The sequence below is a fragment of the Pseudomonas sp. AS2.8 genome (assembly GCF_014190935.1).
Taxonomy (GTDB): domain Bacteria; phylum Pseudomonadota; class Gammaproteobacteria; order Pseudomonadales; family Pseudomonadaceae; genus Chryseomonas.
Genome location: NZ_JACHVV010000003.1, coordinates 208,570 through 229,373, shown reverse-complemented (window position 1 = coordinate 229,373; position 20,804 = coordinate 208,570). Strand labels below are relative to the sequence as shown.

Below are 20,804 nucleotides of genomic sequence, written 5' to 3'. Positions count from 1 at the left end.
GTGGGATGACAGGCAACAGCAGGCGGACGGTTCCATGCGCATAGGCATTCTCACCCACGTGAAACACCCGATACGCCAGCCCTTCGCCGGCGGTCTCGAAGCCTTCACCTACGACATCACCCGGCAACTGCGCGAACGCGGCCACGCCGTGACGCTATTCGCCAGCTCGGCCTCGGCGCCGGAGCTGGAGGTGGTGCCCATCCTCGACGACGGCAACTACGGGGCGGACGGCTGCCGGCGCAAGCGCAACGTGCTCAGCTCCGAATACCTCGACGAGCACCACGGCTATCTCGACTGCATGCAGCGCATCGATGGCTACGGCTTCGACGTCATCTTCAACAACGCCCTGCACTATGTGCCGGTGACCATGTCCGGGCTGATCCGCACGCCCATGCTCACGGTGCTGCATACCCCGCCGTTCTTCGAGCTGATCAACGCCATCGGCGAATTGCACAGGCGCGGTGGCGGCCATTACTGCACCGTCTCCCAGGCCAATGCCGACAACTGGGCGCACCTCGCGCCGGCCTGCCACGTGATTCCCAATGGCATCGACCTCGACGCCTGGCGCCCACGTGATACGCCGATCGGCGACCATGCCCTCTGGTTCGGCCGCCTAGTGCCGGACAAGGGGCCGCACCTGGCGCTGGATGCCGCGCGCGAGGCCGGCGTGCCCCTGCGCCTGGCCGGGCAGGCCACCGACGAGCGCTATTTCCGCCAGGAGATCGAGCCGCGCCTGGGCGAGCAGGCCGTCTACCTCGGTCACCTGGACCGTACCGCCCTGGCGGCCGAAGTCGCCCAGGCCCGCGCCTGCCTGGTCACGCCCTGCTGGGATGAACCCTTCGGCCTGATCGTCGCCGAGGCCCTGGCCTGTGGCACGCCGGTCGCCGCCTTTGCCCGCGGCGCCCTGCCGGAACTCCTCACCGCCGAGACCGGCGCCCTGGCCCCGCCGGGCGACGTGCCGGCCCTGGCGGCGGCCCTGCGCGAAGCCCTGTCGCTGTCCCGCGACGCCTGCCGGGCACGGGCCGAGGCGCAGTGGAGTCACCAGTTGATGATCGACCGCTACGAGCGCCTGCTCGCCGATGTCGCCGCCGGCCGGGTGGCCTGTGGCTAGACTGCCCGTGACTGAGCTGAACATCGGTTATTACGCCCACCATCATGGCGCCGGCCACGTGACCCGCGCCCTGGCCATCGCCGCGGCCTTCGACGGCCCCCTGACGCTGTTCGGCAGTCGCCTGCCCGAGCAGGTGGCGCTGCCCAACGTCCGGCTCTGCCCGCTGCCGCCCGACGTCGCCCCGGGTGTCGAGGGCGAAGCCTTCGCCTGCCTGCACTATGCACCGCTGGGCGTGGCAGGACTGCGCGAGCGCATGGGCCTGCTGGTGGACTGGTTCCGCCGCGCCTGGCCCTGCCTGCTGGTGGTCGACGTCTCGGTGGAGGTGGCGCTGCTGGCCCGGTTGTGCGGCGTGCCGACGATCTACCTGCGCCAGCGTGGCAGTCGCTTCGATGCCGCCCACGAACTGGCCTACGCCAGTGCCAGCCGGCTGCTCGCGCCCTATCCGGAAGGCCTGGAAGAGCCTGCCACCCCGGCTCCCTGGCGGGCCAAGACTTGCTATGTTGACAGCCTGTCGCGCTATGCCGGGCAGCAGTCCGACCGCATCCGCGAGCCCGGCACGGTCACCGTCATCGCCGGCCATGGCGGCACCGCCTTCGGTCGCGCGCGGCTGGTCGCGGCGGCCCGGGCCTGTCCCGACTGGCACTGGACGGTACTGGGTCCGGTGCTGGACGACGCCACCGAGGCACCGGCCAATCTGAGTTTCCTGGGCAGCGTCGCCGATCCCGCGCCCTGGCTGACCCGCGCCGAGCTGGTGGTCGGCTCGGCGGGTGACAGCCTGGTGGCGGAACTGGCCGACCTGCGCTGTCGTTTCCTCTGTCTGCCGGATGCCCGACCCTTCGACGAGCAACTGTCCACCGGCCGCCTGCTGGCCGCCCAAGGCCTGGCGATCACCTGCGAAAGCTGGCCCGCCGACGATGCCTGGCCGGAATTGCTGGCCAGGACCCGCGGCCTCGATCCCGGACGCTGGAGGGCGATAAGCGCCGGCGAAGGCGCCCGGCGCGCCGCCGCCTGTATCCGGCAGGTCGCCCAGGAGGTGCTGGCATGATCGTCCTGACCCTGGTCAAAGGCCGCGAGCGGCAACTGGCCAATCTCATCCGCGGACTGGAATTGGCACCGACGCCGCCGGCGGCCTTGGTGGTGGTGCAGATGAACGAGCCGCCGCGTGCGCTGCACAGCCCAGGCTTTCCGATCCAGGTGCTTGGCGTGGAAGGCGACGGCATCCTGCCCCTGGCCGCCGCGCGCAATGCCGCCGTAGCCGCCGCGCCAGGCGAGGAGTTGGTGTTTCTCGACGTGGACTGCATCCCCGCGCCCGGATTGCTCCATGCCTATCGCCAGGCGCTGATCGCGCGCCCCGCGGCCCTGCACCAGGGCTTCGTCCACTACCTGCCCGCAGGCGTCGCGGAAGGTGCCTGGACCCCGGAGGAGCTGCTCGCCTGCGGCGTCGTCCATCCCCTGCACCGGGAGCGTCCGCCTGGCGAAGCGATACCCCATCCACTGTTCTGGTCGCTCAACTTCGCCTGTACCCGCGCCACCTTCGGCCGTATCGGCGGCTTCGACGAGGGTTATCGCGGCTATGGCGGCGAGGACACCGACTTCGCCTTTCGCGCCCGCGAGACGGGGGTGCCTGTCTATCAGGCCGAGGCGCGCGCCTTCCACCAGTACCACCCGACCTATCACCCTCCGCTCAACCATTTCGCCAGCATTCTGGAGAACGCCCGGCGCTTCCAGGCGCGCTGGGGGGTGTGGCCCATGGATGGCTGGCTGCGCGAATTCGCCGCCGCCGGCTTCATCCGTTTCGATGAAAGCCGCGGGATAGAGGAACTCAGGACGCCCACGGCCGCCGAGGTCGCCGCCTGCCGGGATGCCTCGGGCTCCGGCTTCTGACAGCGGGGCGCAACCAACCCGGCTGCTGCCACTCTGAAGGTAGGGCGGACCTGCAAAGCCGCCGGGTGCGGACCGTGCAGGTCCGCGCCAGGAATCCTTCGTGAGGAACGTTCGTCAGGAGCCGTTATGTCCTTGTTTGCCTTCAGCCTGCGCGGCGTTTCGCCGTTCACCCTCATCAAGCGTGCCGTCCAGGAATTCGTGGCCGACGACATGCCTACCTATGCTGCGGCACTGGCCTACCAGATGCTGTTTTCGCTGTTTCCCTTCCTGCTGTTCCTGATCGCCCTGATCGGCTTCCTGCACCTGCCGGACTTCTTCACCTTCCTGCGCGAACAGGCCGCCTACCTGCTGCCGGTCACGGCGCTGGACACCGTCAATCCCATCATCGACCAGTTGCAGACGCAGAAGGGCGGGTTGCTGTCCTTCAGTATCATCGTCGCGCTCTGGTCCGCCTCCGGTGGCTTCCGCTCGCTGATGACCGCCATGAACAGCGCCTATGACGTGGTGGAAAGCCGTCCGGCCTGGAAGCGCATTCCGCTGTCGGTGCTGCATACCATCGGCCTCGCCGGAATCCTGCTCAGCGCCGCCGCCCTCATGGTGCTGGGGCCCCAGGTGATGAACTGGCTAGCTGCCTACGTGGGGCTGGAAGACTACATGGTGACCCTCTGGGCGCTGATCCGCTGGCCGCTGGCGGTGGCCCTGCTGATGATCGCCGTGGCGGCGCTCTACTACGTCACCCCGGACGTGAAGCAGGACTTCCGCTTCATCACCCCCGGTTCGGTGCTGGCGGTGGTGGTCTGGATCCTGGCGTCCCTGGGCTTTGGCTACTACGTGCAGAACTTCGCCAACTACAACGCCACCTACGGCAGCATCGGCGCCATCATCGTGCTGTTGCTGTATTTCTACCTGTCATCGGCGGTACTGCTGTTTGGCGCGGAGATCAATGCGGTGATCGAGCACCATAGCGACGACGGCAAGGAAAAGGGCGAGAAGACGCCCGGTGACGGCGGCGTGGAAGGCGACGAGGATATCCAGGCGGCCCAGGCGGGAGAAGAGGGCGTGCTGGGCGAGGCGCGGGTGGTGAAGCGCCCGGAGCGTCGCACCTGAGGCCGTAGGGTGGATAACGGCGCCAGCCTTATCCACCGCTCACCGGCGAACCTGGTTGTGGAAAACGCCAGGCAGTTTTCCACGCTGCAGGCCGGGGCTTGCGGACTGTCGCGGTCATGGTCGCAATGGACCGTAGGTTGGGCTGAGACAGCTTCATCGTCGAAGCCCAACAGTGCCGCCACTCCGAGGTCAGGCCTGTTGGGCTTCGCTACGCTCAACCCAACCTACGGCGCCCCATGACCGCGATTGAACCAGGAAGAAAACGCCTTACTTCGCCTTGCCCTGATTGGCCACGGCGGCCATCTTGGCGGCGACCTCGTCCGGATCGGCCAGGTAGTAGTGCTTGGTGGGCTTCAGGTTTTCGTCGAACTCGTACACCAGCGGCACGCCGTTGGGGATGTTGAGGCTGACGATGTCGCTGTCGGAGATGTTGTCCAGGTACTTGATCAGGGCACGCATGGAGTTGCCATGGGCGACCACCAGCACGCGCTGGCCGCTGCGGATGGCCGGCGCCAGGACTTCGTTCCAGTAGGGCAGCACGCGCTCGACGCAATCCTTGAGGCACTCGGTGCGCGGCACCTGGTCCAGCGACAGACCGGCATAGCGCGGGTCGGCGGCCAGGGCCTGCTGCTCCTCGACACTCTGCTCGGGCGGCGGCACGTCATAGCTGCGGCGCCAGACCAGTACCTGCTCTTCACCGTACTTGGCAGCGGTCTCGGACTTGTTGAGGCCGGTCAGGCCACCGTAGTGGCGCTCGTTGAGGCGCCAGTCGCTCACCACCGGCAGCCACATCTGGTCCATGCCTTCCTGCACGTGCCAGAGGGTCCGCACGGCGCGCTTGAGCACCGAGACGTGGGCCACGTCGAAGAGAAAGCCGGCGTCCTTGAGCGCCTGACCGCCCTCGTGGGCCTCGCGGATCCCCTGTTCGGTCAGATCCACATCCGCCCAGCCACTGAAGCGGTTTTCCAGGTTCCACGCCGACTGGCCATGGCGGATGAATACGACTTGCGACATGCGACCTCCATCTTGGGATTCATTGTTTGGCTCACGCCTACGCGAAGCTGTGCCAAACATACCGCAGATGGAGGCGGCCGGCATGGGCATCACGGAAACCGTGATGCGTCCGGCACTCGGGTGGCGCTTCAGGCCACCAGGGCGCGGCGGGTACGGGCGATGACCCGCTCCAGACCGTCGGCAGCGTTGTACTGCTCGGGGTAGAGGCGCTCACTGCGACAGGCGACACCGCGCTCGTCGATCACGGTGAAACTGAAGCCGCCCTTGCGCGAAGCCGGGGTGGTGATGCATTGAAACGGCGCGAAGGCCGCCTGGAGGTGTTGCATGGCCGCAGTGGCCTGATTTTGAATGTTCATCTAACTATCCTTGGGATCCACGCTCAGTCGGCGCGGTGAAATAACTCCAGCAACCTCGTACCCATAACGGCCGACGGCTGAATCTCTGGCTGGAGGAAGGCAGCGTGTGGACGAGACGCCCAGGCATGCAGGTAAGTACTTGGGAAGGCAGGCAACCGGCCGGGCACGAGATTCAGAGGCCAGGGCGGCAGATCCTGAGCAATCGAGGGATCGATTCGATCCGGATGACGCTTATTTCGCGCTGCTACAACGAGCGGAAAGGCGTCCAGCGATTGGGGTCAGCTTGGTACTAACCCGATCAAGCTAGCAGGATCGATGCCAACCGTGCAAGCCCGTCGGTCGGTGACGGGCTTGGTGGTCGCTAGCGCTCGACGAGCTGCATCCAGGCGGCGGGATAGCGCGTACCGGCCACCTGTTCCGGGGTGAAGAGTCGAGCCAGTTCGGCGCCCTCGGCTGCGCTCAATTGCACCTCGAGCGCGGCGAGATTCTCCAGCAGATAACCGCGCCGCCGGGTCCCCGGGATGGGCACGATGTCCTCGCCCTGGGCCAGCACCCAGGCCAGGGCGAGCTGGCCGGGCGTGACGTCCTTGGCGCTGGCCAGGGCGCGTACCCGCTCCACCAGTTCCAGGTTGCGCTGGAAGTTCTCGCCCTGGAAGCGCGGACTCAGGCGGCGATAGTCGTCCGCGGCGAAGTCCGCCGGCGATTTCAGGGCGCCGGTGAGAAAGCCACGACCGAGCGGGCTGTAGGCCACCAGGGCGACTCCCAATTCGCGGCAGGTGGCGAGCACGCCGTGCTCCTGGGGATCGCGCGACCACAGCGAGAATTCGCTCTGCAGGGCGGCGATGGGATGGATCCGCTGGGCACGGATCAGGGTCGCGCTGGAGGCCTCGCTCAGTCCCAGGTAACGCACCTTGCCGGCCTGCACCAGCTCGGCCATGGCGCCCACGGTCTCCTCGATCGGCACCTCCGGATCGACCCGGTGCTGGTAATAGAGATCGAGGTGCTCGACGCCCAGTCGGCGCAGGCTGCCTTCCACCGCCTGACGCACGTATTCGGGCCGGCCATTTACCCCGCGAGCGGTGGGATCGGCACTGCGCACCAGACCGAACTTGCTGGCCAGGAATACCTGCTCGCGGCGGCCACGCAGGGCCCGGCCCAGCAGTTCCTCGTTGCGCTGGGGACCATAGGCATCGGCGGTATCCAGCAGGGTCACGCCGCGTTCCAAGGCCAGGTCCAGGGTGGCCAGGGCCTCGGTCTCGTCGGTGGCGCCATAGAATTCGCTCATGCCCATGCAGCCCAGCCCCAGGGCGGATACCTGCGGGCCATTACGGCCCAGTTGTCGTTGCAGCATGACGTTCGCTCCTTTCGTGAAAGACAGGCCCAGTCTCGCTATTGAGCATGCTTGAACAAAGCTGCTATCAAGGCAGGCAGTATTCGATGGGGTTGAAGAATCTTGGACCGATTGGCAGCCATGCGCGGCTTCGTGCGGATCGTCGAGCGCCGCTCCTTCAGCCGGGCGGCCGCCGATCTCGGGCTGTCGCCGGCGATGGCGACGCTGCTGGTGCAGCAGCTGGAAGCCCACCTCGGGGTGACCTTGCTGCATCGCACCACCCGGCGGGTCAGCCCGACCCTGGACGGCGCCGCCTACTATGAGCGCTGCGTCGGCTGGCTGGCCGAGCTGGACGATATCGAGGGCGCCTTCAGCCAGCGGCGGCGGCAGCCACGCGGGCGGCTGCGCGTCGATCTGCCCGGTGCCCTGGGGCGGGCTCTGGTGATGCCGGCGCTGCCGGAATTCTGCCGCCGCTATCCGGAGCTGGAATTGGTCGTCAGCGCCGACGATCGACCGGTGGACGTGATCGGCGAAGGCATCGACTGCGTGCTGCGCAGCGGACCCCTGCTCGACGAGGGCCTGGCCGCCCAGGCGCTGGGCGGGCTGGTGCAGGTGACCTGTGCCAGTCCGGACTATCTGGCGCACCAGGGCCGGCCGGACAGCCTCGCGGATCTCGCCCAGCACCAGCTGGTGCACTACCGCTCCCAGCGTAGCGGTCGTCGGCTGCCCTTCGAATTCCGGCGCGAGGGTGAGCTGCGCTGTCTGGATCAGCCCGGACGCCTGACCCTAAGCGGCGCCGACGTCTATGTCGGTGCCGCCCTGGCCGGGCTGGGCCTGATCCAGGCGCCGCGCTATCACGTGGCGGCGGACCTGGCGGCCGGCCGGCTGTGCGAAGTCCTGCCCGACCAGCCACCGCCGGACTTGCCGCTGGCGGCGGTCTACCCGCTGGCCAGCCAGACCTCACCGCGGGTACGCGCCTGGGTCGCGTGGCTGGAGGAGGTGTTCGCCGCGGTCGATCCGGCCTGGCTAAGGCAGTGAGATCACTCCGCGAGGAAGGCGGCCGCCGAGAGCTGTCCGCAGGCGGCAGCCGTCAGGCCGTGCCGTTGCAGGTAGCGCTCGACGCGCCAGCGGCCCAGGGCATAGCCGAGATGGCGAGGCAGGTCGCCACTGCCGAAGAACCAGCGGGCGTGGTCGTACGGTTGCTGCAAGGCAGCGTTCAGGGTGTCCCAGTATCCGGCCATTTCCTGGGGCGCGGCCTGGGCGTAGAAGGGCAGCTGGCCTGTCAGTTCGTGTTCGAATTGGCAGGCCAGGCCTTCACTGACCAGGACTTCCCCCAGCGTGGTGCCGTATCCGGGGCCGGCATGCCGCAGGCAATGGTGCAGTTCATGGCCGAGCAGCGCGGTGAAGGTGTCGGGCAAGGCGCGCTGCAGGTGCGGACTGTCGGGATCCAGGGTCAGAAACACCCGCTCGGCGTCCGGACTGTAGCCATTCAGGCCGAGCTCCGGGATCACCCAGGCGCCTGCCTGTACCACCACGTCGACCCGCTGTTCGGGCAGGTACGCGGCAATCCGCGTCGAGGCGTGGGCAAAGGTCTCTTCCAGGACCGCGCACCAGGGATCCAGGCGCCCGCTGGCGTTGAGCAGGTGTAGTACGCAAGGCATCCTGGCATCTCCGGGGCACGGCCCGTCCTTATAGACGAGGTCGCGCCCCTTTGTCCGCTACTTGCCCGCCTCGCGCGGCTCCGGCTGGCCGTGGCCAAAGGCCTGACCCAGGTCATCGCCGGAGGTGGTGCGCGTATCGTCGGTGCGCCACTTGGCGACCTCGGCGGCGCTCACCGGCGCGGCGGCGTTGCCCCAGCTGGCGCGGATGAAGCTGACCACGTCGGCCACCTGGGCATCGTTCAGGCGCCAGCCGAAGGGCGGCATGACGATCATCGACGGCGCGGTGTGCAGGCCGGGCAGGGTGCCGCCCTTGAGCACGATGTTGATCAGCGAGCTGGCGTCGGCCGTGCGCAGCACCGGATTGCCGGCCAGCGCCGGGAACACCCGGTCGTAGCCCTGGCCATCGGTGCGGTGGCAGGCGGCGCAGTTGTCCACATAGACCTGGGCGCCACGGGCGCTGTCATCGCCGCGCCAGAGCGCCGCGGCGGCGCGTCCGTCGGCCTGGAAGGGCGCATCGTGCGGATCCTTGGCCGGCAAGGTCTTGAGGTAACGGGCGATGGCCTGCAGATCGGCGTCGCTCAGGTACTGCAGGCTGTGCTGCACCACCTCGGTCATGCCGCCGAACACGGCGCTGTCGGCGGAGCGCCCGGTCTTGAGGAATTGCACCAGCTGAGCTTCGCTCCAGCGGCCCAGGCCGTCGCGCTGGTCGCCGCGCAGATTCTTGGCGATCCAGCCTTCCAGGGGCGCGCTGCCGGCGAGGAAATCCTTGCCGTCGGCGGGGGAGAGCGCCTTCTCCTGCATGGTCAGGGCGCGCGGGGTGTGGCAGGCGCCGCAGTGGCCGAGGCCTTCCACCAGGTAGGCGCCGCGGGCCACCACCGGGTCCTGGTCCGGCGCGGGCTGGAATTGCACCACCTCGGGCGCGAACAGCTGGCGCCAGATCGCCAGCGGCCAGCGCATGGACAGCGGCCAGGCGATGTCGCTGTCGCGATTGGCCTGCTCGACCGGCGTCACGCCGTGCATGAAGTAGGCATAGAGGGCGCGCATGTCGCCCTCGCTGACCCGGGCATAGGAGGGATAGGGCATGGCGGGATAGAGGGTATGGCCCTCCTTGGCGATGCCCTGGCGGATGGCGGCGTCGAAGTCGGCATAGCTGTAGGCGCCGATGCCGGTCTGCCGATCCGGGGTGATGTTGGTGGAATAGAGGGTGCCGATGGGCGTCTGCATGGGCAGGCCGCCGGCGAAGGGCTGGCCGCCCGGCGCCGTGTGGCAGGCCACGCAATCGCCGGCGCGGGCCAGGTATTCGCCTTTCTTGACCAGCGCCGGGTCAGTGTCTTCGGCGGCCTGGGCCGCCAGCGCCAGGCCGCTGCCCAGGAGCAGGGTCGCGAGGGTACGGAGGATCATGGACGCGCCTCTCATGCCTGCACCAGCGGGCCGGGATTCTTCAGGTACTGCTCGCGGATGGCTCGCGCGGACCAGTAGGTCAGGGCCGCCACCAGGCCGGTGGGGTTGTAGCCCAGGCCCTGGGGAAAGGCCGAGGCGCCCGGCACGAAGACGTTGTGCACGTCCCAGCTCTGCAGGTAGCGATTGACCGCGCTGGTCTTGGGATCGGTACCCATGATGGCGCCACCGTTCAAGTGGGTGGTCTGGTAGCTGGCGGTGTTGAAGTGACCGCCGAAATCCTTGACCGCGACACTGATGTGCTCGGGGCTCATGGCCTCGGCGATCTTCTTCATCTTGGCGGCCATGAAGCGGGTCATGCGGATGTCGTTGTCCTTCCAGTCGAAGGTCATGCGCAGCAGCGGCTGGCCATAGGCGTCGCGGTAGGTGGGGTCGAGGTCCAGGTAGTTGTCGCGATAGGACTGGTGCGCGCCGTGGGCGTCCATCGACAGCTGATGGTTGTAGTAGCCGGCCTGGGCCTTCTTCCAGGCACTGCCCCACTGCGGCGTACCGGGTGGATTGGCCGCGCCGGCGATGGGGCGGGTGCCGGCCTGGTTGACCCACATGGGCGAGCCACCGACGAAGCCGTGGGGGCCGTGGTCGAAGTTGTCGGCGTTGAAGTCGTCCACCGCCACGCCATTGCCGCCGGCGCCGATGAAGGGATTGGTGTGGTGCTGGTCCTGGCGGAAGAAGGCCTTGATGGTGGCCATGTTCTGGTAGGCGAAGTTGCGCCCGACCACACCCTCGCCGGTCCTGGGATCATAGGGCTGGCCGATGCCCGACAGCAGCATCAGGCGCACGTTGTTGAACTGGAAGGCGGCGAGGATGACGATGTCGGCCGGCTGCTCCAGCTCCTGGCCCTGGGCGTCCAGGTAGGTCACCCCGGTGGCCCGCTTGCCGGTGCTGTCGAGATTGACCCTGAGCACATGGGCCTGGCTGCGCAATTCGAAGCGCGGCTCCTGCTTGAGCGCCGGCAGGATGTTGAGATTCGGCGAGGCCTTGGAATACATGTAGCAGACGTAGCCGCTGCAGTAGCCGCAGAAGTTGCAGGGACCCATCTGGCACCCGTAGGGGTTGGTGTAGGGCCCCGAGGTGTTGGCCGAGGGCAGGTTGTAGGGGTGATAGCCCACGTCCCGCGCGGCCTTCTCGAACAGTTGCGCCGAGACGGTGTTCTTTTGCGCCGGCAGCGGGAAGTCGCTGGAGCGATCCGCGGCATAGGGGTTGCCGCCCTTGCCGTCGCCCACCACCTGGCCCTTGATGCTCCAGGCGGTGCCCGAGGTGCCAAAGACCTTTTCGGCGAAGTCGAAGTAGGGCTCCAGCTCGCCGTAGCTGACGCCGAAGTCCTGGATGGTCATGCCGTCGGGGATGAATTTCTTGCCGTAGCGCTCTTCATAGTGGCTGCGCAGGCGCAACTCCACCGGATCGACGCGGAAGTGCACCCCCGACCAGTGCAGGCCGGCGCCGCCCACGCCATCGCCGGGCAGGAAGACGCCGAGCTGGCGATTGGGCAGGGCGACGTCGTTGACGCTGTGGCGGATGGTGACGGTTTCCTTGGAGACATCGACGAACAGCTTCTTGCGGATGCTGTAGGTGAGTTCGTCGATCACCTGGGGATAGGAGCCATCGGGATAGGTGTCGCGGTAGCTGCCACGTTCCAGGGCCACCACGTCCAGGCCGGCCTCGGTCAGTTCCTTGGCCATGATGGCGCCGGTCCAGCCGAAGCCGACGATCACTACCTGCTTGCTGGGCAATACCTTGCTCATCAACCGCGCTCCCCGCGAATGGAGACCGGCGGCAGCGGATAGCGCTCGTCGCGCTCCACCCAGTCCATGAAGTCGGCACGGGCGCCGGGAAAATTCACCAGCTTCCAGCCGACCAGTTCCTTGTTGCCGCCATGCAGCGGATCGCAATAGAAGCCTTCCTTGGTGTTCTGCAGCAGCTGGGCGAAGAACAGCTTGGCCGGCACGCCCTCGAGAGCGGCGTCACCGCTTTCCAGGGCCTTGAGGGCCGCGTCCTGCTCGGCGGGTGCCAGCTCGGCGAAGACCTTGCCGTGCTGCTGGCGGGTCCAGCGATCCACCGCGGCGATGCCCAGGCGATAGAGGTCCTGGGGTACCAGGCGACTCTGGTAGCCCATCTCCGGTGCGGCATCGGCGGCGAAGGGACCCTGCATGTACCAGAGGCCGCCACGCGCATAGGCGGTCTGCATCTGCCGATCGATGAATTCCGGCGCACCGGCTTCCAGCGCGCCCGGGCCGAGTTCGTCCGCCGGAATCAGCCGGGCCACCGCGGCCTGCACGAAGGCCCATTCCTCGGCGGTAAAGAACACCGGCTGATAGTGGTCGGCGCGCGGACTGCTGCCCGGCTTGTTTTCCGGGGAGGGCGTGGCGAGGGCCAGGCCCGAGGTTGCACCGCCCGCCAGGGCGACCACGGGGATCAGGCTCAGGGACTTGCGCAGGAAGTCGCGGCGGGCCGGGACGGAATCGTCTGCGGACATGGTCAGGGTCTCATCAGGTGCCCGACGTGAAACCGCAGGGCTTATGGTTAGCTAGCTAATATGTTGGAATATTACCAACATCCACTGGCCGCGGTTACATTTTGTCGCAGGTGTGCAGAGGCCACGCGGCCCGGCAAGTTCCATCGCTCTCGTCGCGAGGGGGAAAAGCGCGCAGGTCGCGGCCCAGGGTGGTCCTGAGGTGGAGACAATCCGTCGCGACGCTCCAGGAGCGGCTATCTCTCCGCCGTGGGCGGCATTCCTCACCCTGCGAGGCCGGGCGTTGTCGTGCATGTTCTGTCTGGTTACCTAAGGTTCCACCTTTGCGAGCACCATAAGAGTGCAAGTTGCACAAGGTGATACCTAACGAAGCAGGCCGAACGCGCTGGCGTGCATAAAAGAAATCGCTTTGCACATCAGATGGTTAGCGCGATAGCTCGCTGGAGTGCCGCTTTTTCGCCGCTTTCCGCGAGGCGTTGCACCCTTTGCGTTCAATTTGTGCCGATTTCAGCCCGGGTGGCGCGCAAGTTGCACTTGGGAGGCTTTCCGTTGTCAGGTAACACCTTATGTCCAACGTAGAATGCAGCCTCTCTCCGGCGCTCAAACCGCGCCATGTGACCATGTTGTCCATCGCCGGGGTGATCGGTGCCGGTCTGTTCGTCGGCTCCGGTCATGCCATCGCCGCGGCCGGCCCGGCCGTACTGCTGGCCTATGCCCTGGCCGGTACCCTGGTGGTGCTGGTCATGCGCATGCTGGGTGAAATGGCCGTCGCCTCGCCCGATACCGGGTCCTTCTCTTCCTATGCGCAGCAGGGCATCGGTCGCTGGGCCGGCTTCACCATCGGCTGGCTGTACTGGTGGTTCTGGGTGCTGGTGATTCCGCTGGAGGCGGTGGCCGCCGCTGCCATCCTCAGTGCCTGGTTCCCGGCGATCGCCACCTGGCAGTTCGCCCTGATCATCACCGGCATCCTGACCGTGACCAATCTGTTCAGCGTCGCCAAGTACGGCGAGTTCGAATTCTGGTTCGCCCTGCTCAAGGTCATCGCCATCGTCGCCTTCATCGCCCTGGGCGCGGCGGCCCTGGTCGGCGCCCTGCCGGGTCGCGAGGTCAGTGGCCTGAGCAACCTGATGGCCCATACCGGCGGCTTCATGCCCAATGGCTTCGGCGCGGTGCTGGGCGCCCTGCTGACCACCATGTTCAGCTTCATGGGCACCGAGATCGTCACCATCGCCGCCGCCGAATCCAAGGATCCGTCGCGGCAGATCAGCAAGGCCACCAACTCGGTGATCTGGCGGATCGCGCTGTTCTATCTGGTCTCCATCTTCCTGGTGGTGTCCATGGTGCCCTGGAACGATGCCCAGCTGCCGCTGGTGGGTTCCTATCAGCGTGCCCTGGAGGTCCTGTCGATCCCCAACGCCAAGCTGATCGTCGATTGCGTGGTGCTGGTCGCCGTGGCCAGCTGCCTGAACTCGGCGCTCTATACCGCCTCGCGCATGCTCTATTCCCTGGCTCGCCGTGGCGATGCCCCGGCCAAGCTGGGTCGGGCCTCCAGCAGCGGTGTACCGCGGGCTGCGGTGCTGGCCAGTACCGCCGTGGGCTTCCTCACCACCATCGCCAACTACACCATGCCCGAGGCGGTGTTCAGCTTCCTGCTGTCCACCTCCGGCGCCGTGGCCCTGCTGGTCTACCTGGTGATCGCCGTGACCCAGCTGCGCCTGAGACGCAAGCTGATGGCCCGTGGCGAGCAGCTGGAATTCCGCATGTGGCTGTTCCCCTGGCTGACCTGGGCGGTGATCGTCTTCATCGTCGGCGCCCTGACCGTGATGCTGTTCAGCGAAGCCCATCGCTTCGAGATCCTGGCGACCGGTCTGCTGGCGCTGGTGGTCGTGGCCATCGGTACCTGGGTCGGCCGTCGCCAGCCCGCCACGCCGAGCCTGGCTGCCGCCGTACGTTGATCGCGAGAGGCTTCCGACGTCGCCGGGCGTCGGGAGCGCCTCTTTCTGGAGCACGAGGGCGTTCCCAGGCTGGACAGCGGGTGCGGTAACAGGTAGAACAGCACTCCTGTTTTGTTGGCTAGCGGCCAACTGTACAGCTCAGATTCTTGCGATGTTCCCTCTGGTAACCAAATTTTGCACTGCAATGGTGCAAGACGTTACAGAATGACCCAAATTGCAGCAGTACAGTTGCAATTGTGCCTGAGGTGATCCGCGAACCTTTCCCTGTACTGTTACTGGTGGTAGCACTCGTCCGGCGAGACAATGGCGCCATTCGATGACCAGTACCCGTCACAAGCGGGAAGGAAAGCCACCATGGAACGCACCTTCAGTTCCTCGCTGTACAACGCCAAGCCCAGCACCCGTGTTCCCGCTGCCCTGCGCGTTATCTCCACCCTGTCTACCTGGCAGCGTCGCATCGCCAGCCGCAATGAACTGGCCCGTCTGGATACCCGTATGCTGGCTGACGCCGGTATCACCGAGGCCCAGCGCTACCAGGAAATGCACAAGCCGTTCTGGCGCTAAGCCCGGCAGCTGCACAGTTTCCACAGACCCCGCTTCGGCGGGGTTTGTTTTGTCTGCCGTCTGCGCGGCAGACAGCAAAAAGCCCCGGCATGCCGGGGCTTTTCGTTACCGCCAGAGGTGGGCGGTTACTGCATGTTGTTCTGGTTGCGGGCGTCGACCTTGTTGGGCTTGTCGCTCTTGAAGGGCACCTCGGCGGCGCCGTCGGCACCCCCCTTGACGGTAGTCTTGCCCGGCACCTCGGTGGTGGCGGAGCCGTTGACGGCCGTGGCGCTCTTGGAGGGATCGGCCGCGAAGACACCCGTGGCCATCGACAGCATCACAGCAGCGGTAGAGGTGATCAGCAGCTTTTTCATGAGTTCGGCCTCGTCGAAATGAACCTGTGAATCTGATGGGGCCCGCGCCGGAGGGGCAGCGGGCATCAGCTGCAGACGGACAGGTCCACAGCGCACGTCTCAGTTGACTGCCGCCCGGAATGCCGGGTTCCAGGGCATTTGTGAACATTTGTGGGCGAGTGGCCGCTCCGGTCGCGGGCGTTTGCACCCAGCCCTCGGCGTAACGCTTCCCAAGTGGCGTCAGGCACCTGACAATTCGTCAGACGAACCCCCTGCGGCGCGCGTGGTCAGTTCGCAGATCGCGCCCCTTCCACCGACAAGGATAATCATGAGGGCTCTCCGCCTTGCTCGCCTCTGCCAGGTAACGGCTGCTCTGACCCTGGTAACGCTGTTACCGGGCTGCTCCCAGGAGCAACCCCCCACCGAGGAACTGGCACGGGTGGTGGTGGCGCAGCTGAGTCCGATACGGGACAGCCAGCGCATCCCCTTCACCGGAGATATCCAGGCGCGCGTCCAGGCGCCGCTCGGCTTTCGGGTAAGCGGCAAGATCAGCGAGCGGCTGGCGGACGTCGGTGATCGCGTGCGCGAGGGCCAGGTGCTGGCCCGGCTCGATCCCCAGGATCTGCGCAACAACCTGGCCGCCGCCCAGGCCCAGGTGGAGGCCCAGGAAGCCCGCACGCGGCTGGCCCGCGTCGATTTCGAGCGCCAGGCCGCGCTGCTGCCCAAGGGCTACACCAGTCGCAGCCAGTACGACCAGGCCCAGGCGACCCTCGACGGTGCGCGCAGCGCCCTGCAGGCGGCCATGGCCCAGCGCGACGATGCGCGCAAGCAGCTCGGCTACACCGAATTGCGCGCCAGCGCGGCCGGGGTGCTGACCGCCCGCCACGCCGAAGCCGGGCAGGTGGTGCAGGCCGGGGCGGCGATCTTCGACCTGGCGGTGAGCGGCGACCTCGACGCCGTCTTCGATCTCTACGAATCCCTGGCCCGCGAACTCAAGGTCGGCCAGACCCTGCCCGTCACCCTGCAGGCGCAACCGGCGATCGCGACCCAGGGCACCCTGCGCGAAATCGCCCCGACGGTGGCCAGCAGCGGCACGGTACGCATCAAGGTGCAACTCGATCGGCCGCCAGCGGCCATGACCCTGGGCGCGGTGGTCAATGCCCAGCTGGAGGGCGTGGCCGAGCAGGGCTTCGCCTTGCCCTGGACGGCGCTGAACGGCACCACCGACCAGCCCGCCGCCTGGCGCCTCAATGACGATGGCCGGGTCAGCCTGCAGCCGCTGCGCATCGAGCGCTACACCCGTGACAGCATCATCGTCAGCGCAGGACTCAAGGCCGGTGACCGCATCGTGGTCGCCGGTGGCCAGGCGCTCAGTCCCGGGCAGAAGGTCGAACTCGCCGAGCGCTCCGCCTTCAACGAGGTGCGGCCATGAAGCCCCTGTTGCCGCTCTGCCTGCTGCTGGTCCTTGCCGGCTGTTCCGACGACGAGGCCTCGCCGCCGCCGATCCGGCCGGTGGCGACCCTGACCCTCGGTGCCCCGCCACCCGGGCGCGAGGTCTTCGCCGGCAGCATCCAGGCGCGCTACGAGAGCGTGCTGGGCTTTCGCGTCGGCGGTCGCATGACCCGCCGGCTGCTGGACGTGGGTCAGCCGGTGCGTCGCGGCCAATTGCTGGCGGCGCTGGATCCCACCGATCAGGACAATGCCCTGCGCAGTCGCCAGGGCCAGACCGCCGATGCCGAGGCCCAGTGGCGCGATGCGCGCAACGATGCACGGCGCCAGCAGCAGCTGTTCGACCAGGGGGTCGGCTCGCGCTCCCAGCTGGACCAGGCCCTGACCCGGCTGCATACCCTGGAAGCTTCCCGCGAGCAGGCCCGGAGCGCCGAGCGCCAGGCCCGCGACCAGCGCAACTATGCCGAACTCCAGAGCGATTTCGACGGGGTGATCACCGCCTGGCAGGCCGAGGTTGGCCAGGTGGTCTCCGCCGGTCAGCCGGTGGTGCGGGTCGCCCGCCCGGACGTCCGCGAGGCGGTCCTGGACCTGCCGGCCCAGGCCATCGGCCAGCTGACCCCGGGACGCGTCCTGACCGTGCGCATGGCCCTGGATCCCGAGGTGGCGGTTCAGGGCCGGGTGCGCGAGATCGAGCCCCAGGCCGATGCCACCACCCGCACCCGGCGGGTACGGCTGACCCTGGACGAGCCGCCGGCCGCGCTGCGCATCGGCAGCCTGGTGCAGGGCGAGCTGGAGTCGCCACCGGCCGCGGGCCTGCCGCTGCCGACCCAGGCGCTGCGGCGTCAGGATGGCCGGACCTCGGTGTGGGTGGTGGAAGGCCAGGGCGAGCAGGCGCAGGTGCGCCAGCGTCCGGTCGAGGTGCTGCGCGAGGCCGATGGCCTGGCGTGGATCGGCAAGGGCCTGAAGGTGGGTGAGCGAGTGGTGACGGCAGGAGTGAACAGTCTCGAGGAGGGACAGCGGGTGAAGGATCAGGAGGGCGCGCGGCCATGAAAGGCTTCAACCTGTCGGACTGGGCGCTGCGCCACCAATCCTTCGTCTGGTACCTGATGTTCGTCGCCCTGCTGATGGGCGTCTTCTCCTACATGAAGCTGGGGCGCGAGGAAGATCCGTCCTTTGCCATCAAGACCATGGTCATCCAGACCCGCTGGCCGGGGGCGACCACCGAGGAGACCCTGCGCCAGGTCACCGAGCGGGTGGAAAAGAAGCTCGAAGAACTGGATTCCCTCGACTACACCAAGAGCTTTACCCGGCCAGGGCAGTCCACGGTGTTCGTCTACTTGCGCGACACCACGCCGGCCAAGGCGATTCCCGACATCTGGTACCAGGTGCGCAAGAAGGTCTCGGACATCCAGGGTGAATTCCCCCAGGGCATCCAGGGGCCGGCCTTCAACGACGAATTCGGCGACGTCTTCGGCAGCATCTACGCCTTCACCGGCGACGGCTTCAGCATGCGCCAGCTGCGCGACCAGGTGGAGCAGGTGCGCCGCGAGATCCGCAGCGTGCCGGGCATCGGCAAGGTACAGCTGATCGGCGCGGAAAACGAGGTCATCTACCTGGACTTCTCCACCCGCAAGCTGGCGGCCCTGGGCATCGACCAGCGCCAGGTGATGCAGAGTCTGCAACAGCAGAATGCGGTGACCCCCTCGGGCACCATTGAATCCGGCGCCGAGCGCATCAGCGTGCGCACCAGCGGCGAATTCCGCTCCACCGCCGATCTGGCCGCGGTCAATCTGCGCATCGACGACCGCTTCTATCGCCTCACCGACCTGGCCGACATCCGCAGCGGCTACGCCGATCCGCCCAGTTCGCTGTTTCGCTACAACGGCCAGCCGGCGATCGGCCTGGCCATCGCCATGAGCAGCGGCGGCAACATCCAGACCTTTGGCGCCGCCCTGACCGAGAAGATGCAGGAGCTGACCGGCGCCCTGCCGGTGGGCATCGGCGTGCACGTGGTCTCCAACCAGGCGCAGGTGGTGGAAAAGGCCGTCGGCGGCTTTACCCGGGCGCTGTTCGAGGCGGTGATCATCGTGCTGGTGGTGAGCTTCATCAGCCTCGGCGTGCGCGCCGGGCTGGTAGTGGCGCTGTCGATCCCCCTGACCCTGGCGCTGGTGTTCGTCTTCATGGAATACAGCGGCATCACCATGCAGCGGATCTCCCTGGGCGCCCTGATCATCGCCCTCGGCCTGCTGGTGGACGACGCCATGATCACCGTGGAGATGATGGTGACCAAGCGCGAGGAGGGCGAGTCGCTGCACCGCTCGGCGACCTTCGCCTACGAGTCGACCGCCTTTCCCATGCTCACCGGCACCCTGGTGACGGTGGCCGGCTTCGTGCCCATCGGCCTCAACTCCAGCAGCGCCGGCCAGTACACCTTCACCCTGTTCGCGGTGATCGCTGTGGCGCTGCTGCTGTCCTGGATCGTCGCGGTGTTCTTTTCACCGGTGATCGGCGTGCACATCCTGCCGAAGAAGGTGAAGCAGAAGGATCATGACCAGCCCGGCCGCCTGGCGCGCTGGTCCGACGGCCTCCTGCTGGGCGCCATGCGCCACCGCTGGCTGACCATCAGCCTCACGGTGCTGTTGTTCGCCGCGGCGCTGTTCGCCATGAAGTTCGTGCAGAACCAGTTCTTCCCGTCCTCGGATCGCCCCGAACTGCTGATCGACTTCAACCTGCCGCAGAACGCCTCCCTCGACGCCACCCGCGCGCAGATGGACAGATTCGAGAAGACCCTGGCCGACGATCCGGACGTGGCCCACTGGAGTTCCTATGTCGGCCAGGGTGCGGTGCGCTTCTATCTGCCGCTGGACCAGCAGCTGGAGAATCCCTTCTACGGCCAGGTGATCCTGGTGGCCAAGGACCTGGAGGCGCGCAATCGCCTCCTGCCCAAGCTCAAGCAGCGACTGCGCCAGGACTTCGTCGGCCTGTCCGGCTACGTCCAGCCGCTGGAGATGGGCCCGCCAGTGGGCCGGCCGATCCAGTACCGTATCAGCGGCCCGGACGTCGCCGAGGTGCGCCGCCAGGCGCTGGCGCTGGCCAGCGTGCTGGGCAAGAGTCCGCAGCTGGGGGACTTCCTCTACGACTGGAACGAGCCGGCGCGGATGCTCAAGGTCGAGGTCAACCAAGACAAGGCGCGGCAGCTGGGCTTCTCGTCCCAGGATGTGGCGCAGATCCTCAATGGCGTGGTGACCGGTACCCCGGTGACCCAGGTGCGCGACGACATCTACCTGGTCAACGTGGTGGCCCGCGCCAGCGAGGCCGAGCGGCGCTCGGTGGAGACCCTGGAGAATCTGCAGATCATGACGCCCCAGGGCGTCGCGGTGCCGCTCAAGGCCTTCGCCCGTATCGACTATGCCCTGGAGCAGCCGCTGGTGTGGCGCCGCGACCGGTTGCCCACCATCACCCTCAAGGCCTCGATCCTCAGCGAGATCCAGGCGCCGGATCTGGTCAAGCAGCTGCAGCCGGACGTGGATGCCTTCATCGCCAAACTGCCGCCGCGCTACCAGGTGGCCGTGGGCGGCACGGTGGAGGAGAGCAGCAAGGCCCAGGGCCCGATCGCCGAGGTGGTGCCGCTGATGCTGTTCCTCATGGCCACCTTCCTGATGATCCAGTTGCACAGCATCCGCAAGCTGTTCCTGGTGGCGAGCGTGGCGCCCCTCGGCCTGATCGGCGTGGTGCTGGGCTTGATCCCCTTCGGCCAGCCGCTGGGCTTCGTCGCCATCCTCGGGGTGCTGGCGCTGATCGGCATCATCATCCGCAACTCGGTGATCCTGGTGACCCAGATCGATGCCTTCGAACAGGCCGGTCGCTCCCCCTGGGACGCCGTGGTGGAAGCCACCCGGCACCGCCGCCGCCCGATCCTGCTGACCGCTGCGGCGGCCAGCCTGGGCATGATTCCCATCGCCCGCGAGGTGTTCTGGGGACCCATGGCCTACGCCATGATCGGCGGTATCGTCGCGGCGACCCTGTTGACCCTGCTGTTCCTGCCGGCGCTGTACATCGCCAGCTATCGCATTCGCGAGCCGGGGCGCGAGGGGCGATGAGGGAAAAGGGCCG

At 67.3% G+C, this 20,804-nt stretch carries 18 protein-coding genes; 10 read left to right on the top strand and 8 right to left on the bottom strand.

Annotated features, from left to right (window positions below; translation table 11 throughout):
* Positions 1 to 34 precede the first annotated feature (34 nt).
* The 4 genes from FHR73_RS13440 (at position 35) to FHR73_RS13425 (ending at position 4,102) form a co-directional block, all read left to right on the top strand.
* Positions 35 to 1,111, top strand: a complete 1,077-nt coding sequence (locus tag FHR73_RS13440) for a glycosyltransferase (protein WP_183631909.1) — start codon at positions 35 to 37, stop codon at positions 1,109 to 1,111.
* 7 nt (positions 1,112 to 1,118) lie between these two features.
* Complete coding sequence (locus FHR73_RS13435) at positions 1,119 to 2,156, top strand: hypothetical protein (RefSeq protein ID WP_311629954.1); 1,038 nt, start codon at positions 1,119 to 1,121, stop codon at positions 2,154 to 2,156.
* Positions 2,153 to 2,995, top strand: a complete 843-nt coding sequence (locus FHR73_RS13430) for a galactosyltransferase-related protein (RefSeq protein ID WP_183631905.1) — start codon at positions 2,153 to 2,155, stop codon at positions 2,993 to 2,995. Before FHR73_RS13435 ends, FHR73_RS13430 begins: the two co-directional genes overlap by 4 nt.
* Before the next feature lie 126 nt (positions 2,996 to 3,121).
* Complete coding sequence (locus FHR73_RS13425; protein ID WP_183631903.1) at positions 3,122 to 4,102, top strand: YihY/virulence factor BrkB family protein; 981 nt, start codon at positions 3,122 to 3,124, stop codon at positions 4,100 to 4,102.
* Between the two features lie 267 nt (positions 4,103 to 4,369).
* Here FHR73_RS13425 and gpmA read toward each other — a convergent pair whose 3' ends face one another.
* From gpmA to FHR73_RS13410, 3 genes are all read right to left on the bottom strand, one after another.
* A complete protein-coding gene (gpmA, locus tag FHR73_RS13420; protein WP_044341142.1) occupies positions 4,370 to 5,116 on the bottom strand; it encodes a 2,3-diphosphoglycerate-dependent phosphoglycerate mutase in 747 nt (248 codons plus the stop codon).
* A gap of 128 nt (positions 5,117 to 5,244) precedes the next feature.
* Positions 5,245 to 5,472 (bottom strand): hypothetical protein, encoded by a 228-nt coding sequence (locus FHR73_RS13415; RefSeq protein ID WP_183631901.1) that lies wholly within the window; start codon positions 5,470 to 5,472, stop codon positions 5,245 to 5,247.
* A 361-nt stretch (positions 5,473 to 5,833) separates the two neighbouring features.
* The gene (locus tag FHR73_RS13410; protein ID WP_183631899.1) at positions 5,834 to 6,823 is read right to left on the bottom strand and encodes an aldo/keto reductase; all 990 of its coding nucleotides are present in this window, start codon (positions 6,821 to 6,823) and stop codon (positions 5,834 to 5,836) included.
* Between the two features lie 102 nt (positions 6,824 to 6,925).
* Here FHR73_RS13410 and FHR73_RS13405 point away from each other — a divergent pair, with 102 nt between their 5' ends.
* Positions 6,926 to 7,840 (top strand): LysR family transcriptional regulator, encoded by a 915-nt coding sequence (locus FHR73_RS13405; RefSeq protein ID WP_183631897.1) that lies wholly within the window; start codon positions 6,926 to 6,928, stop codon positions 7,838 to 7,840.
* A gap of 2 nt (positions 7,841 to 7,842) precedes the next feature.
* Here FHR73_RS13405 and FHR73_RS13400 read toward each other — a convergent pair whose 3' ends face one another.
* From FHR73_RS13400 to FHR73_RS13385, 4 genes are read right to left on the bottom strand one after another with little or no spacing between them, the layout of a single operon-like run.
* Positions 7,843 to 8,463, bottom strand: coding sequence for a DUF2268 domain-containing putative Zn-dependent protease (locus FHR73_RS13400; RefSeq protein ID WP_183631895.1), 621 nt, complete (start codon positions 8,461 to 8,463; stop codon positions 7,843 to 7,845).
* A 57-nt stretch (positions 8,464 to 8,520) separates the two neighbouring features.
* Complete coding sequence (locus FHR73_RS13395; protein WP_183631893.1) at positions 8,521 to 9,864, bottom strand: cytochrome c; 1,344 nt, start codon at positions 9,862 to 9,864, stop codon at positions 8,521 to 8,523.
* Positions 9,865 to 9,875: 11 nt separating this feature from the next.
* Positions 9,876 to 11,663 (bottom strand): GMC family oxidoreductase, encoded by a 1,788-nt coding sequence (locus tag FHR73_RS13390; protein ID WP_183631891.1) that lies wholly within the window; start codon positions 11,661 to 11,663, stop codon positions 9,876 to 9,878.
* On the bottom strand, positions 11,663 to 12,394 hold the full coding sequence (locus FHR73_RS13385; RefSeq protein WP_183631889.1) for a gluconate 2-dehydrogenase subunit 3 family protein: 732 nt from the start codon (positions 12,392 to 12,394) through the stop codon (positions 11,663 to 11,665). The genes FHR73_RS13390 and FHR73_RS13385 overlap by 1 nt, the downstream gene beginning before the upstream one ends.
* Before the next feature lie 563 nt (positions 12,395 to 12,957).
* On the opposite strand from FHR73_RS13385, the gene gabP reads away from it, so the two are divergent.
* Both gabP and FHR73_RS13375 read left to right on the top strand, forming a co-directional pair.
* Positions 12,958 to 14,346 carry a GABA permease gene (gabP, locus tag FHR73_RS13380; RefSeq protein WP_183631887.1) on the top strand — a complete coding sequence of 463 codons (1,389 nt, stop codon included), beginning with the start codon at positions 12,958 to 12,960 and terminating at the stop codon, positions 14,344 to 14,346.
* A 354-nt stretch (positions 14,347 to 14,700) separates the two neighbouring features.
* Complete coding sequence (locus FHR73_RS13375; protein ID WP_133860393.1) at positions 14,701 to 14,910, top strand: DUF1127 domain-containing protein; 210 nt, start codon at positions 14,701 to 14,703, stop codon at positions 14,908 to 14,910.
* A 125-nt stretch (positions 14,911 to 15,035) separates the two neighbouring features.
* Here FHR73_RS13375 and FHR73_RS13370 read toward each other — a convergent pair whose 3' ends face one another.
* Positions 15,036 to 15,263, bottom strand: a complete 228-nt coding sequence (locus FHR73_RS13370) for a hypothetical protein (protein WP_183631885.1) — start codon at positions 15,261 to 15,263, stop codon at positions 15,036 to 15,038.
* A 307-nt stretch (positions 15,264 to 15,570) separates the two neighbouring features.
* Between FHR73_RS13370 and FHR73_RS13365 the strand changes: the two genes are divergently transcribed.
* The 3 genes from FHR73_RS13365 to FHR73_RS13355 are packed head-to-tail and all read left to right on the top strand — an operon-like array spanning position 15,571 to position 20,791.
* Positions 15,571 to 16,674, top strand: a complete 1,104-nt coding sequence (locus FHR73_RS13365; RefSeq protein ID WP_183631883.1) for an efflux RND transporter periplasmic adaptor subunit — start codon at positions 15,571 to 15,573, stop codon at positions 16,672 to 16,674.
* A complete protein-coding gene (locus FHR73_RS13360; protein WP_183631881.1) occupies positions 16,671 to 17,741 on the top strand; it encodes an efflux RND transporter periplasmic adaptor subunit in 1,071 nt (356 codons plus the stop codon). Before FHR73_RS13365 ends, FHR73_RS13360 begins: the two co-directional genes overlap by 4 nt.
* Complete coding sequence (locus tag FHR73_RS13355; protein WP_183631879.1) at positions 17,738 to 20,791, top strand: efflux RND transporter permease subunit; 3,054 nt, start codon at positions 17,738 to 17,740, stop codon at positions 20,789 to 20,791. Before FHR73_RS13360 ends, FHR73_RS13355 begins: the two co-directional genes overlap by 4 nt.
* The last annotated feature ends 13 nt before the right edge of the window (positions 20,792 to 20,804 follow it).

What these genes read in the sequence shown, in the direction of transcription:
- FHR73_RS13355 (WP_183631879.1), top strand. Translation starts at nt 17,738, where the DNA reads ATGAAAGGCTTCAACCTGTCGGACTGGGCGCTGCGCCACCAATCCTTC.
- gpmA (WP_044341142.1), bottom strand. Translation starts at nt 5,116, where the DNA reads ATGTCGCAAGTCGTATTCATCCGCCATGGCCAGTCGGCGTGGAACCTG.
- FHR73_RS13415 (WP_183631901.1), bottom strand. Translation starts at nt 5,472, where the DNA reads ATGAACATTCAAAATCAGGCCACTGCGGCCATGCAACACCTCCAGGCG.
- FHR73_RS13430 (WP_183631905.1), top strand. Translation starts at nt 2,153, where the DNA reads ATGATCGTCCTGACCCTGGTCAAAGGCCGCGAGCGGCAACTGGCCAAT.
- FHR73_RS13410 (WP_183631899.1), bottom strand. Translation starts at nt 6,823, where the DNA reads ATGCTGCAACGACAACTGGGCCGTAATGGCCCGCAGGTATCCGCCCTG.
- FHR73_RS13395 (WP_183631893.1), bottom strand. Translation starts at nt 9,864, where the DNA reads ATGATCCTCCGTACCCTCGCGACCCTGCTCCTGGGCAGCGGCCTGGCG.
- FHR73_RS13365 (WP_183631883.1), top strand. Translation starts at nt 15,571, where the DNA reads ATGAGGGCTCTCCGCCTTGCTCGCCTCTGCCAGGTAACGGCTGCTCTG.
- FHR73_RS13360 (WP_183631881.1), top strand. Translation starts at nt 16,671, where the DNA reads ATGAAGCCCCTGTTGCCGCTCTGCCTGCTGCTGGTCCTTGCCGGCTGT.
- FHR73_RS13440 (WP_183631909.1), top strand. Translation starts at nt 35, where the DNA reads ATGCGCATAGGCATTCTCACCCACGTGAAACACCCGATACGCCAGCCC.
- FHR73_RS13370 (WP_183631885.1), bottom strand. Translation starts at nt 15,263, where the DNA reads ATGAAAAAGCTGCTGATCACCTCTACCGCTGCTGTGATGCTGTCGATG.
- FHR73_RS13400 (WP_183631895.1), bottom strand. Translation starts at nt 8,463, where the DNA reads ATGCCTTGCGTACTACACCTGCTCAACGCCAGCGGGCGCCTGGATCCC.
- FHR73_RS13390 (WP_183631891.1), bottom strand. Translation starts at nt 11,663, where the DNA reads ATGAGCAAGGTATTGCCCAGCAAGCAGGTAGTGATCGTCGGCTTCGGC.
- FHR73_RS13385 (WP_183631889.1), bottom strand. Translation starts at nt 12,394, where the DNA reads ATGTCCGCAGACGATTCCGTCCCGGCCCGCCGCGACTTCCTGCGCAAG.
- FHR73_RS13425 (WP_183631903.1), top strand. Translation starts at nt 3,122, where the DNA reads ATGTCCTTGTTTGCCTTCAGCCTGCGCGGCGTTTCGCCGTTCACCCTC.
- gabP (WP_183631887.1), top strand. Translation starts at nt 12,958, where the DNA reads ATGTCCAACGTAGAATGCAGCCTCTCTCCGGCGCTCAAACCGCGCCAT.
- FHR73_RS13375 (WP_133860393.1), top strand. Translation starts at nt 14,701, where the DNA reads ATGGAACGCACCTTCAGTTCCTCGCTGTACAACGCCAAGCCCAGCACC.